The sequence below is a fragment of the Actinoplanes sp. CA-142083 genome (assembly GCF_050942195.1).
Classification (GTDB): domain Bacteria; phylum Actinomycetota; class Actinomycetes; order Mycobacteriales; family Micromonosporaceae; genus Actinoplanes.
In genome coordinates this window covers 5,749,095-5,761,596 of sequence record NZ_CP192076.1, presented here as the reverse complement: position 1 = coordinate 5,761,596, position 12,502 = coordinate 5,749,095, and the positions used below count along the sequence as shown (strand labels likewise).

Below are 12,502 nucleotides of genomic sequence, written 5' to 3'. Positions count from 1 at the left end.
ACCTTCTTGGCCGGCTCACCACGTTCTTGGCCGGCTCACAAGCGCGGGCGCCCGCCTGCCCGCCGCTGGGGTGCGGGCCGGCGGGCGCTTCGTCATCGGTCGTCTTTCCCGCTGATCGACTTCTGATAGGCGTCCGCGTAGGTGGGCGAATCCTTGATCAGGCCGTCGGTGAAGGCGGCGACGTCGTTGCCGATGAGTTCGAGAACTCCCTTGCCACCGGCCGCGCCTTCTTCGAAGAAGTCGACGATCCCGGGGAGCAGGCGCCCGTCGGCCAGGTCGACCGGCCCAACCTTGAACAGGTACTTCTGCATCTCCTTGTAGACGATCTGGTAGTCCGGCGGGAGCGCCTTGACCCGGGCCACGTGCGCCCGCCATTGCCGCTTGCCCTGGATGATGTCCTGAATGCCCACGTCAGCCTCCCAGCCGGCCCAGTTTCCGCGCGACGTTCTTGTTCAGTTGCTCGCGCCACTTGTCGCGATACGTGCGGGCGCCCTCGCCGCCGGCCAGTGCCGCGCAGAAGCCTGGGATGTCGTCGCCGAGCACGTCGCGGACGGTCTGGCCGTCCGCCGACGCCTCTTCGAGCAACCCGAGGGCGGCATCGAGGATCGGCAGCAGATTGCGGCCGGTGAAATCGCCGTACGGGAAGAGGTTGCCCTTGATCTGTTCCCAAGCGACCCGGTAGTCGTCCGGCAATGCTGCCGCGCGGGCTTCGAACGCCTTGAATTCCCTGGTGAGATCGCTGCCTGTGATCGTTTCCCAGAAGCTCATCTCCCGCCCTCCCTGAGCTTGTCGATGCGCGATGAGACGTATTGCCATTTCGCCCAGAACGCCGCGAGCTCTTTCCGCCCGGCATCGTTGAGCGCATAGAACTTGCGCGGCGGACCCACCTCGGACGGCCGTTTCGTCACGTGGACGAGCCCGTTCCGCTCCAGCCGCAGCAGAATCGTGTAGACCGTCCCCTCGACGACATCGGCAAAGCCCAACTCATTGAGCCGACGAGTGATGGCATACCCGTAGGTCTCCTCGCCGCCGATGATCTCGAGTACGCAGCCTTCGAGCGTCCCCTTCAGCATCTCCGTCAGGTCGTCCACGGCGACTCCTCTCCGGCCCGCGTACGTCGCTGCGGCGCGGTACCACGTACCACTAGGTACCGCTACACGGTATCACTGAGTACCGCGGCATGGCGAGCAGCAGACCGCGGGTGAAAAGGGGCGAAGGCGGGCGCGCACCGGAGACGTGCGCGGCACCCCGCGCTGGGCACGGCACGCGCGCTGGGCACGGCACGCGCGCTGGGCACGGCACGCGCGCTGGGCACGGCACCCCGCGCTGGGCACGGCACGCGCGCTGGGCACGGCACCCCGCGCTGGGCACGGCACGCGCGCTGGGCACGGCACGCGCGCTGGGGCGGCACCGTCGTCGTCGTCGCCGGCCGGCTGAGCGTCGCCGATCTAACAAGCCGCCTGGGCGGACTGTCGCGGTGCGCCTCGGGCCGTTCGGCTGGAGCAGGCCGGGGACCGCCCGCCTGCCTGCCGCTCGGTGTCGGCGCCCGCCCGCCGCTGGGGTGCGGGCGGGCGGGGCGCTCGGCCGGGTGCCGGGGTGTGGGGTGGGGTCAGCTCGGGGCCGGGGTTACCAGTCCTGACTCGTAGGCGGCAATGACCAGCTGGGCTCGGTCTCGGGCGTTCAGCTTGGCCAGGAGGTGGCCTATGTGGGTTTTGACTGTGGCGGGGCGCATGGTCAGGCGTTCTCCTATCTCGGCGTTGCTGCGCCCGCGGGCTATCAGCTTCAGGACCTCCCGCTCGCGGTCGGTCAGCTCGTCCATCGCCTCGCCCAGCGGGCCCAGTGGCGGGAGGCTCCGCGTGTACTCGGCGATCAGGCGGCTCGTCACGGTGGGGGCCAGGAGGCTCTCGCCCGCGGCGATGACGCGGATGGCGTTGATCAATTCGGTGGGTGGGGCGTCCTTGAGCATGAAGCCGCTCGCTCCGGCGGAGAGCGCGCCGTACACGTACTCGTCGAGGTCGAAGGTTGTCAGGATCAGGACGCGGGGACGCCGGCCCGACGCGCGGGCGGCGCAGATGCGGCGGGTGGCCTCGACGCCGTCCATCTCCGGCATCCGGACGTCCATCAGCACGACATCGGGAGCGGTGCTCGCCGCGAGCTCCACCGCCTCCACGCCGTTTGCCGCCTCGCCGACCGCCTCCATGCCGGGCGTCGCGTCGACCAGCAGGCGGAAGCTGCCCCGCACGAGGACGGTGTCGTCGACGATCAGCACCCGGATCGGCGCGGTCACGGCGCCAGGGGCAGGCGTGCGGACACGGCGAACCCGCCCTCCGGTCGCGGCCCGGCCCGGAACGACCCGCCGTACATCAGCACCCGCTCGCGCATCCCGATCAGGCCGTGACCGGTCCGGGCGCGATCGGGTGGCATCCTCGGGCGCGTTTGTTCGCCGGTATCGGCCCCGGCGTACCCGGCGGGAGAACGTCCCGCGCGCCGGCCGTCGTCGGTCACGTCGATGGTCACCTCGCCTCCCTTCACGATCACAGTGATCTCGCAGCGTGCGGGAGCGGCATGGCGGACAACATTGGTCAAGGCCTCCTGAACTATGCGGTACACGGAAAGGGCTGGTCCTGCGGGCAGGCTTTCGGTGCCGCGCAGGTCGAGCTCGACTTGGACACCGGCCTCCTCGGCCCGCCGCACGAGAGTCGGCAGGCCGGATGGGCCCGGAAGCGGGGCGAACTCTACGCCGTCGCCCCCGGAACGGAGCACCCCGAGCAGCTGTCGCATCTCGGTCAGCGCGGTGCGACTCGTCGACTCGATCACCCGCAGCGCCTTCTGGGCCTCGGTGGGGTGGGTTGCGATGACGTGGTTGGCCGTTCCGGCCTGCACGGTGATCACGCTCATGCTGTGGGCGACCACGTCGTGCAGCTCGCGCGCGATGCGCAGCCTCTCCTCGGTGACTGCCTGCGCTGCCTGCTCCGCCGCCGTGCGGGTGGCCTCGGCCCGCCGGGCCCGCACGACCTGGCCGGCGGTCCACGCACCCGCCAGGAACCCGGCGCCCAGGACGGCGGTGCCGAGCCGCGGCCAGATGCCGTGCGGTGTGCCGACCACCGACGCGACGACCAGGATGGCGACAGCGATCGCGCCGGTGACCTTGATCGGCAGCCGGGGGTGGCGCGTGCCGAGCGCGACCGGATAGAGCGCGAAGGCGGCGGCCACGAACGGATCGGTCAGCACGCCGAGGGCCAGTGCCGCGACGGAGGCGGCGAGAACGACGACGAAGACGCCCACGGGCCAGAGTCGGCGGGCGGCCACGGGCGCCCCGACCGCCACCACGAGCGGCACCGCGACCCCGGCCGGCACATCGGTGGCGAGGACGGCGGCGGGCGCGAACACCAGGAGATACGCGATCGCGGCCAGGCCGTCGAGCGCTATCCACTGGTGGCGGCTCAGCCGCGGGGTGCGGTCCACGCGGCCACGTTAGCGGGGGTGGGCGCGGGGCGCCTCAGACCTGGGTCTGTCATACCGTGGTCCGATGTGCCGGTCGCCGGTTGCGGGCATCGTGGCCGTCGTGATTGAGGTCAACGAGCTGACCAAGCGGTACCGGGACACGGTCGCCGTCAACGAGCTCTCCTTCACCGTCGAGCCGGGCGAGGTCACCGGCTTCCTGGGCCCGAACGGCGCGGGCAAGACAACGACTATGCGCGTGCTGCTCGGCCTGGTCGCACCGACGGCCGGCGAGGCCCTGGTCGGCGGGCGGGCCTACGCGTCGCTCGACCATCCGCTGCGTGAGGTCGGCGCCCTGCTCGACGCCGACGCGGTGCATCCGGGCCGATCGGCGGCGGAGCACCTGCGCTGGCTCGCGCGCACCAACGGCATCGGGGCGAGCGGCGTCAAGGCGGCCCTCGACCGGGTCGGGCTCGCGGAGGCGGCCCGCATCCGCGTCGGGCGGTACTCGCTCGGCATGCGCCAGCGGCTCGGCATCGCGGCCGCCCTGCTCGGCGACCCCGGCATCCTGATCTTCGACGAGCCGGTGAACGGCCTCGACCCGCAGGGCGTCCGCTGGATCCGCGAGCTGATGCGCTCGCTGGCGGCCGAGGGCCGCACGGTCCTGATCTCCAGCCACTTGATGAGCGAGATGGAGCTGACCGCCGACCGGCTCATCATCATCGGCCGGGGCCGCCTGCTGATGGACACCACGGTCGGCGAGCTCATCACCGCCGACGGTTTCACCTCGCTTGAGGATGCCTATCTATCCGTGACCGACGAGTCGACCGTGCACCGAGCTGGTGGTGACTTCCGATGACGGCCCTGCTCGCCGCCGAGTGGATCAAGATCCGCTCCCTCCGGTCGACGATCTGGACACTGGCGTTGACGGTCGCCTTGAGCGTGGGGCTGGCCTTCCTGATCGGTTCGAGCTTCCGCGCCGGCTTCGACAGCATGGATGCCGAGCGCCAGGCCCAGTTCGATCCGCTCTTCGCGTCGTTCTACAGCCTCACCATCGGCCAGCTGGCCCTGGTCGTCCTGGCCGCATTGGTGGTCACCGGCGAGTACTCGACCAAAACGATCACCGTCTCGCTGACGGCCGTGCCGAGGCGAGGAAGCTTCTATGCGGGCAAGGTTCTGGCCGGTGGCCTGATCGCGGCCGCGGTGGCCGTGGTGACCGTCCCGTTGACCTTCGCCGCCGCGCAGGCCGGGCTGGGGCCACATGGCACCACGTTCACCGCCGGGGAGACCCTCGAGGCGGCGGTGGGCGCATGTCTCTACCTGACGCTGATCTACCTGCTGGCGACCGGAGTCGCCATGATGCTGCGCGGCTCGATTCCGACCCTGGCCGTGCTGCTCCCGCTGCTGTTCCTGGGCTCCCAGGGCTTGGGCAACGTGCCGAAGGTGAAGGCGGTGGCCCAGTTTCTCCCCGACCAGGCGGGCATGCTCGTCATGCACATCGCCGGTCCGGCCGGCGACCCGCGTTTCGGCCGGCCCTACGGCCCGTGGACCGGCCTCGCCATCTTGGCCCTCTGGGCCGGCGTGGCCCTGGCCTGCGGGTATGTAGCCCTGCGGCGGCGGGACGTCAGCCCTCCGTGACCCGCGGGTAAGCGGACGAGGCCGGCGGCGGGCCGCCGCCGGTCGGGTCAGGACGGGGGAAGGGCGGCGGGCGGCCGGGCGGCGCGGGGCAGAGCACGGAAGGCTGCGGGCGGCCGGCGGCGCAGGCAGTGCGGCAGGCGGCCGGCGGCGCAGGCAGTGCGGGAGGTGGCGGGCGGCCGGCGGCGCAGGCTGTGCGGGGGAGGCGACGGCGGCCGGCGGCGCGGGCAAGGGAAAGGGGTGGTGACCGCGGACGGGGGACGGACGCTGCTGGAGCGGTATGCGGCCGGGCGTTGAATTCGCCGGCCGCATACCGGGGCTGGTCAGTCTCGGGCTACTCGTACGGGCTCTACGTGCCAGATGGTTGAGGCGTAGTCGCTTACGGTTCGGTCGGAGGAGAAGAAGCCTGAGCGGGCCGTGTTGAGCAGGGACGACCTGGTCCAGGCGGTTTGGTCCTGCCACGCCCGGTCTACGGCCTCCTGGCATTCGACGTAGGCGCGGAAGTCGGCGAGGGTCAAGTACTCGTCCCAGTGCAGCAGGGATTCGGCTACCTCTTTGCCTACGCCGTTGAAGGCGCCGGAAAGGATGGCGTCCAGGGCCGCTCGCAGCTCATCGTCCTGCTCGTAGTAGGAGCGTGGGTTGTAGCCCGAAGACTTCAAGGCGATGGCTGCGGGGGTGTCCAGGCCGAACAGGAAGAAGTTCTCGGCTCCCACGCGGTCGCGGATCTCGATGTTGGCGCCGTCGAGGGTGCCGATCGTGAGGGCGCCGTTGAGGGCCAGCTTCATGTTGCCGGTGCCGGAAGCCTCCTTGCCCGCCAGGGAGATCTGCTCGCTCAGGTCGGCGGCGGGGATGATGAGCTCACCCAAGGTGACGTTGTAGTTCGGCGGGAAAACCACCTTCAAGTACCGCGCTACGGCGGGGTCGGCGTCTATGGCGGCCGCAACCGCATTGATGAGCTTGATGATGGATTTCGCGGCGTGATAGGCGGGCGCGGCCTTGCCGGCAAACAAAATGGTGCGGGGCACGTGGTTGCCGTTGGGGTTGTCCTTGATGCGGTGGTACTGGGTGATCACGTGCAGGAGCTTCAGCTGCTGGCGCTTGTACTCGTGGAAACGCTTGACCATCACGTCCATCAGGGCATCGGGGTCGCCCAGGCCCAGGCGCACCTTGTTGGCCCGTTTGATGTCGCGCCAGCTCCGCAGGAACAGCGGGTCGTCGGCGAACCGTTCCAGGCCGCGGAGGCGGTCCAGGTCGCTGACCCAGCGGGAATCGCCCAGCGCCGTGGTGATGAGCTCGGAAAGGGCGGGATTGGCGATCCGCACGAAACGCCGTGGCGAGACGCCGTTGGTGACGTTGCGGAACTTGCCGGGCCACATTTCGGCGAAATCGTGCAGCGTGGTCTCCGCCAGCAGCTTGGAATGCAACTCGGCGACGCCGTTGACCGCGCTCGTGCCGACGACTGCCAGATTGGCCATGCGCACGCGGCGCTCCGGCTCTTCCTGGATCAGCGACATTCGCCGTACGCGATCGGTGTCACCCGGATAGCGGGAGCGGACCTCCTCCAGAAGCCGCTGGTTGATCTCGTAAATGATTTCCAGGTGCCGGGGGAGAAGGCGCTCGAACATCGCGACCGGCCACGTCTCCAAGGCTTCCGGGAGAAGGGTGTGGCAGGTGTACGCGAACGTGCGCTGGGTGAGCAGCCACGCCTCGTCCCAGCCCAGCCCCTCCTCGTCGACCAGCAGCCGCATCAGCTCGGGAATGGCGAGCGAGGGGTGCGTGTCGTTGAGCTGGATGACCGCCTTGGACGGGAAATCGGTCCACGGGCCACCCCACAGGCGGAACCGGCGGATGATGTCGCGCAGCGAGCACGACACGAGGAAGTACTGCTGCTTGAGCCGCAATTCCCGGCCGAGCTCGGTGCTGTCGTCCGGGTAGAGCACCTTGCTGATGTTCTCGGCGCGCACCGCCTCCTGCACGGCCTCGGCGTATTGGCCGGCCGAGAAGCGTTCCAGGTCGAAGGACGACTCGCTGCCGCGGGCGCGCCACAGCCGTACGATATTGACGGTTTCCGTGCCGAAGCCGGGCACCAGCATGTGGCTGGGCTCGCCGAGCACGATCTCGCCGGGAATCCATTTGGTGCGGCCCGATTCGTCGCGGCTCGTGTAGCCGTAGAAGAAGACCGTCTGCCGGTCGTCGGGCGCCGGGAACTCCCACGGATTGCCCTGGAACGTCCAGTCGTCGGGCTTCTCCACCTGGGCGCCGTCGACGAAGGTCTGCTTGAAGATGCCGAAGTCGTAGCGGATGCCGTACCCGATCGCGGGAATGTCGAGGGTGGCCATCGCGTCGACGAGGCAGGCCGCGAGCCGTCCCAGGCCGCCGTTGCCGAGACCGGGCTCGATGTCGAGCTCGTCCATCTCCTCGGGCGACACCCCGAGCGCCTTCAGCGCGGCGGTCGCGATCTCGCCGGTGCCCGAATACAGGATGTTCTGCTCGAGCTGGCGCCCCAGCAGGTATTCGGCGGACAGGTAGTAGACCCAGCGCGGATTCGCCGCGTAATGGGCGGCGGTGGTCTTCGCGCGGCGGGCCGCCAGCCGGTCACGCACGGTGAGGACCAGCGACTCGTACGCGTCCTGCGCGCTCGCCGACTCCACGGTCGTGCCGCGCCGGTAGTAGAGGTTGCTGAGCAGGTCCTGTTCGAACTCGGCCGCGGAGCTACCCAGCGGCCGCAGCCCGATTCCGTTCCTGAAGTCCATGAACGCACACTCTCGCAGACAGGTTGCCGGAAGTTGTCAGCTTCGTGCCACTTGCAGGGACTCCTCGACGACGTCCGGATCGTACAGTTGCGCGTCGTGCGTCCCCCGCCGCTTCGCGGCGTACATCGCCAGGTCGGCGCGGTGCAGGAGATCGGCGACGCTGGCTTCATTATCCGGTACGGCGATGCCGACGCTGGCCCTGATCTCCAGCAGCCTGCCGTCCACGGTGATCGGTGCGCGCAGCGCCGCCAGGATCGCGTCCGCCACCTCGAGCGCGTGCGACGGCGAGGCCAGCGCGATCGCGAACTCGTCGCCACCGAGCCGCCCGGCCAGGTCCGCGCCCGAAATGCAGCGGCGCAGGATCCCGGCCACGGCGATGAGGACGGCGTCGCCGTACCGGTGGCCGTGCGTGTCGTTGATCGGCTTGAACCCGTCGAGGTCGATGAAGAGCACGGCCGGCGCGGCCGGCATGTGCTCCACCGAGTCCAGGAAGGCGGCCCGGTTGATCAGCCCCGTGAGCTGGTCGTGCCGGGCCTCGTACGCGAGCTGGTCCTGGATCGCGCGCCGCTCGGTGACGTCACGGAAGGTCGTGACCACCCCGCCGACGGCCGGCTTGTCCCGGAAGTCTCGTAAGGTCGCCTCCATCCATCGCCAGTCGCCCGACGCGTGCCGGATGCGCACTTGGACGGTCTGCTGACTGCCCGGATCAGCATAAATCACCCCAAGGGCGGACGTGAGCGCATCCAGATCGTCGGGGTGGACGTGCGCGCCGTACCCGCCGTCGTCGTAGTACTCGACGGGGAAGCCGGTGACCTGGCGGATCGCGGGGCTGAGATACGTCGGGCGGCCCAGCTCGTCGAGCACGCTGAGCACGTCGAGCGAGTCCTGCACGAGGATCCGGAACCGCTCCTCGCGGTCGCGCAGCGTCGCCTCGGCCGTCTCCCGCTGCTCGGCCGACTGGCCCAGCGCCCGGATGAACATGCCGGTCAGGAGCAGGCCGAGGAACCCGGCGATCTGCGCCTGCGTGGCCGGCAGGTAGCTGTGCACCCAGCCGAGCGCGATGCCGGCCTGCCCGGCCACGATGCACGCGAACATCCAGCACACCGCGGGACGCCAGACGGCCGCGCCGGCCCGCCGGAGGTGATGGGTGACGACCAGCGCGAACGCCAGCGGTAGCACCGGGCCCCAGCCGAGCACGTAGATGATCCAGCCGACCGCCAGCACGTGCAGGCAGGCCGCCAGGACGGGGGAGAGCAGGCGCAGCACGCGGGGCTGCTGGAAGGCACCGAAGAGGAACAGCGGCAGCAGGGTGAACCAGAGCGGCGCGACCCCGACGTACCCGTACGGATGCAGGACCGCGACCACCGGGATCGCGATCAGCGGCTCGAAGGTCCGCGTGACGAAGGCCTTCAGCACGCTCGGCACGGGGTCCTGATCGGCGGCCGGAGGGCCGAATCAAGGAGAATCGGCACGTCAGGCCGCCCAGGCGACGCGGTCGCGGCCGTGGTCCTTGGCGTCGTAGAGCGCCCGGTCGGCGGCCAGCACCACGGCCGCGCCGTCGCTGCTGCCGGCGGGCAGGGCGGCCACGCCCACCGAGATGGTGACCCGGTGGCTGCGGCCGGGGCCGACCACGATCGGCCGGGCCGCGACGCACTGGCGTACCCGCTCGGCGATCTCCCGGGCCCGGTCCGGGCCGGTGTTGGGCAGCAGCACGGCGAACTCCTCGCCGCCGTAGCGGGCCACCAGGTCGCCGGGGCGCACCTGGTCGCGCAGCCGGTGGGCCACGTCGATCAGCACCCGGTCGCCGCCGCCGTGCCCGTACGTGTCGTTGACCTGCTTGAAGCGGTCGATGTCGAGCAGCAGCACGCTCAGGTGGCCGCGGTGCCGGACGGCCCGGTCGGCCTCGGTGCGCAGCGCGTCCTCGAGGTAGCGGCGGTTGCGCAGGCCGGTGAGCCCGTCGGTGGTGGCCACGTGCCGCTGCGCCCGCACGAGGCCGGCCATCCGGGCCAGCACCAGCAGGAACAGCAGGTTGCAGACCACGCCGGCGACCAGCGCGTGCGCGGAGGCGTCGCGCAGGCTCTGCACGATCAGGGTGGTCGGGGCGATCACCGCGGCGACGGCGAGCACGGCGAGGCGGCGCGGGCTCGCGTCCGGCGCGCCGGAGGTGCTGCGATCGGCCATGTTCCGGGTGGCCGGGTGCAGGACCGCGGCGGCGAGCAGGAACGACGCTCCCATCCAGAACGCGTCGAGGAAGTTGCCGGCGTAGTAGGTGCCGTCGAGCGTCTGGATGCTGTACATCGTGTCGGTGAACAGCACCAGCAGCAGGTAGCCGCCGATCATCCGCAGCGGCGTGCCGCCGCCGCCGGCGCCGAACAGCAGCCGCGCGCCCACCACCGCCAGCATGAGGTCGCCGACGGGGTAGGCGACCGAGACCAGCATGGTCACGTTGCCGGTGGTCACCGAGACGGTCGGCGCGATGACGAACTCGAAGATCAGGTACGCGGCGCTGACCGCCACGATGGCCGCGTCGATGCCGCTCGCCGTGTCCCAGCCCGGGGCGCGCCGCCGGACGACGGCCAGCAGCCCGCCGGCGAGCAGCGGGTACGCCGCCAGGTAGGTGATGTCGGCGACGCTCGGGTACTCGACCTCGCCGCCGACCAGCGCCAGGCAGTAGAAGATCACATCGCCGGAGACCCCGGCCAGCGCGGACGCCGCGACCAGCAGCAGGGGCAGCCGCATCCGGCGGTGCCGCCAGGCCGCGCCCAGGGCCGCCACCGCGACCGCGCCGTTGGCGCTGCAGTAGAGCGCGACCTGCAGGCCGGCCCAGTCGCTGCCGAGATGGACGAACCAGAAATAGACAACGACCACGAGCGCCCCGAGCGCGAGCAGCAGTTGCCACCCGGCCGGGCGTCGCTGGGCGCGCACGAGGTCGGTCACAGGTAGAAGAGTCGGCCCCCGCAGGAGCGTGGCGGTTGCCGCGCCGGTGCGGTTGGGCGTGACCTTTACATCGATCACCATCAGTTCTAGGCTCGCTTGCGAAACCGACTTTCAATAAGTGAGAGTGGGAGGCCGCGTGGAGCCGTCGCCGCGGATCGTCGTCGAGGATCTCGACCTGCGCTACAGCGACGTCGAGGCGGCGCGGGGGCTGTCGTTCGACGTGCGGGCGGGGGAGCTGGTCAGCCTCATCGGGCCGTCCGGCTGCGGCAAGAGCAGTGCGCTGCGGGCGATCGGCGGGCTGCTGCGACCGGCCGCCGGCTCGGTGCGCGTCGACGGGGCCGAGGTCCGGGGGCCGCTGCCGGCCTCCATCGCGTACGTATTCCAGGACCTCGCCCTGTTTCCCTGGCGTTCCGCCCGGCGCAACGTGGAGGCGCCGCTCGAAGTGCGCGGGGTCGGCCGCCAAGAGCGCCGGGCCCGGGCACTCGAACTGCTCGACCTGGTCGGGCTGGCCGACGCCGCCGACCGGGTGCCGGCCGAGCTGTCGGGCGGGATGCGGCAGCGGGTGGCGATCGCGCGGGCCCTGGCCTGCGACGCCGGGATCCTGCTGCTGGACGAGCCGTTCGCGGCGCTGGACGAGCAGACCCGGCTCAAGCTCGGGGCCGAGCTGCTGCGGCTGCTCGCCGACCAGGGCAAGACCGTGGTGTTCGTGACGCACAGCCTGCCCGAGGCGGCCTACCTCGCCGACCGGATCGTGGTGCTCACCGGGCGGCCGGCCATGGTCAAGGACGTCATCGAGGTGCCGCTCGAGCGTCCCCGGGTGGCCGCGATGGTGCGGACCCCGTCGTTCCACGCGTTGCAGGACCGGCTCGCGGCGCTCCTGCTGGAGTCGTAAATGCGCCGGCTCATCGCGTACGGAATCGTGCTGTTGATCCTGATTGTGCCCTGGTGGGCACTCAGCGCGAGCGGGACGGTGGCGCCGCTGACCCTCCCGCCGCTGCCCTCGGTGGGCTCGGCGCTGCGCTCGCTGCTGGCGTCGGCCGGCGACTGGCTGCCCGACGTGGCGCTGACAGTTTGGCGGGCCCTCGCCGGATTCGGGATCGCCGCGATCGCAGGGGTGCCGCTGGGGGTGGCGCTGGGACGGTCGCGGCTGCTCGGGCGGGCCTACGAGCCGCTGCTGGGGACCCTCGCCGCGGTGCCGCTGGTGGTGCTCTACCCGGTGCTCGCGGCGACGCTCGGGATCGGGACGTGGTCGAAGGTCGTTCTCGGCGGGCTGTACGCCTTCTTCCCGATCGTGATCGGCACCACGCGGGCCGTCGCGCAGACCGACCCGGGGCTGGTCACGGCGATGCGGGCGATGGGTGCGGGGCGTGGCCGCCTCGCCTGGACGGTGGTGGTGCCGTCGGCGCTGCCCGGAATGGTGTCCGGCCTGCGGGCCGGGCTGGGTCTTGCCCTGGTCACGGTGATCGCGGCGGAGTTCATCGCCGGCGACGCGGGGGTCGGCTACCGGCTGGCCGCGGCGGGGCAGGGCTATCGGAGCGCCGACCTGTTCGCGTGGGTGGCGCTCGCGGTCGTGCTGACGGTGCTGGTCAACGCGGCCTTCACGGTGTTCGCCTCCCTCTTGGAAAGGTCGGTGCGTCGATGAAACGGTGTCTTGGTCTTGCTCTTCTGCTCTTGGTGGCCGCTTGCGGGTCTTCATCCACCTCGGATAAGTCGGATATTTCGCTTGGTTTGGTGCA

At 70.8% G+C, this 12,502-nt stretch carries 11 protein-coding genes and 1 pseudogene; 4 read left to right on the top strand and 8 right to left on the bottom strand.

Going from position 1 to position 12,502, the window contains the following annotated elements; genetic code table 11:
* Positions 1–92: 92 nt before the first annotated feature.
* The 5 genes from ACQPZX_RS26450 to ACQPZX_RS26430 form a co-directional block, all read right to left on the bottom strand.
* The gene (locus tag ACQPZX_RS26450) at positions 93–410 is read right to left on the bottom strand and encodes a DUF1048 domain-containing protein (RefSeq protein ID WP_433360282.1); all 318 of its coding nucleotides are present in this window, start codon (positions 408–410) and stop codon (positions 93–95) included.
* Between the two features lies 1 nt (position 411).
* Entirely contained in the window at positions 412–768 is a 357-nt protein-coding gene (locus ACQPZX_RS26445) for a DUF1048 domain-containing protein (protein ID WP_433360279.1), read from the bottom strand.
* The gene (locus tag ACQPZX_RS26440; protein WP_433360276.1) at positions 765–1,091 is read right to left on the bottom strand and encodes a PadR family transcriptional regulator; all 327 of its coding nucleotides are present in this window, start codon (positions 1,089–1,091) and stop codon (positions 765–767) included. Before ACQPZX_RS26440 ends, ACQPZX_RS26445 begins: the two co-directional genes overlap by 4 nt.
* A gap of 518 nt (positions 1,092–1,609) precedes the next feature.
* Positions 1,610–2,287: a response regulator gene (locus tag ACQPZX_RS26435; protein ID WP_433360273.1), complete on the bottom strand. Its 678-nt coding sequence runs from the start codon at positions 2,285–2,287 to the stop codon at positions 1,610–1,612.
* Positions 2,284–3,465: a sensor histidine kinase gene (locus ACQPZX_RS26430; protein ID WP_433360270.1), complete on the bottom strand. Its 1,182-nt coding sequence runs from the start codon at positions 3,463–3,465 to the stop codon at positions 2,284–2,286. Before ACQPZX_RS26430 ends, ACQPZX_RS26435 begins: the two co-directional genes overlap by 4 nt.
* A 64-nt stretch (positions 3,466–3,529) precedes the next feature.
* Between ACQPZX_RS26430 and ACQPZX_RS26425 the strand changes: the two are divergent.
* Together ACQPZX_RS26425 and ACQPZX_RS26420 are read left to right on the top strand one after the other, a co-directional pair.
* A pseudogene (locus tag ACQPZX_RS26425) lies at positions 3,530–4,207 on the top strand (ABC transporter ATP-binding protein); the annotation flags it as partial.
* An 89-nt stretch (positions 4,208–4,296) separates the two neighbouring features.
* Positions 4,297–5,079 (top strand): ABC transporter permease subunit, encoded by a 783-nt coding sequence (locus ACQPZX_RS26420; protein ID WP_433360268.1) that lies wholly within the window; start codon positions 4,297–4,299, stop codon positions 5,077–5,079.
* Between the two features lie 320 nt (positions 5,080–5,399).
* On the opposite strand, the gene ACQPZX_RS26415 is transcribed toward ACQPZX_RS26420, so the two are convergent.
* The 3 genes from ACQPZX_RS26415 to ACQPZX_RS26405 are packed head-to-tail and all read right to left on the bottom strand — an operon-like array spanning position 5,400 to position 10,847.
* The gene (locus tag ACQPZX_RS26415) at positions 5,400–7,829 is read right to left on the bottom strand and encodes a glycogen/starch/alpha-glucan phosphorylase (protein WP_433360265.1); all 2,430 of its coding nucleotides are present in this window, start codon (positions 7,827–7,829) and stop codon (positions 5,400–5,402) included.
* A 36-nt stretch (positions 7,830–7,865) separates the two neighbouring features.
* Positions 7,866–9,254 (bottom strand): diguanylate cyclase domain-containing protein, encoded by a 1,389-nt coding sequence (locus tag ACQPZX_RS26410; RefSeq protein WP_433360262.1) that lies wholly within the window; start codon positions 9,252–9,254, stop codon positions 7,866–7,868.
* A 48-nt stretch (positions 9,255–9,302) separates the two neighbouring features.
* Entirely contained in the window at positions 9,303–10,847 is a 1,545-nt protein-coding gene (locus ACQPZX_RS26405) for a diguanylate cyclase (RefSeq protein WP_433360259.1), read from the bottom strand.
* A gap of 55 nt (positions 10,848–10,902) precedes the next feature.
* Between ACQPZX_RS26405 and ACQPZX_RS26400 the strand changes: the two genes are divergently transcribed.
* Positions 10,903–11,658: an ABC transporter ATP-binding protein gene (locus ACQPZX_RS26400; protein ID WP_433360256.1), complete on the top strand. Its 756-nt coding sequence runs from the start codon at positions 10,903–10,905 to the stop codon at positions 11,656–11,658.
* On the top strand, positions 11,659–12,408 hold the full coding sequence (locus ACQPZX_RS26395) for an ABC transporter permease (RefSeq protein ID WP_433360253.1): 750 nt from the start codon (positions 11,659–11,661) through the stop codon (positions 12,406–12,408).
* Positions 12,409–12,502: the final 94 nt, after the last annotated feature.

Bases quoted from the DNA above. Each gene is read 5' to 3' on its own strand.
- ACQPZX_RS26445 (WP_433360279.1), bottom strand. From the start codon at position 768: ATGAGCTTCTGGGAAACGATCACAGGCAGCGATCTCACCAGGGAATTC.
- ACQPZX_RS26420 (WP_433360268.1), top strand. From the start codon at position 4,297: ATGACGGCCCTGCTCGCCGCCGAGTGGATCAAGATCCGCTCCCTCCGG.
- ACQPZX_RS26415 (WP_433360265.1), bottom strand. From the start codon at position 7,829: ATGGACTTCAGGAACGGAATCGGGCTGCGGCCGCTGGGTAGCTCCGCG.
- ACQPZX_RS26405 (WP_433360259.1), bottom strand. From the start codon at position 10,847: ATGGTGATCGATGTAAAGGTCACGCCCAACCGCACCGGCGCGGCAACC.
- ACQPZX_RS26395 (WP_433360253.1), top strand. From the start codon at position 11,659: ATGCGCCGGCTCATCGCGTACGGAATCGTGCTGTTGATCCTGATTGTG.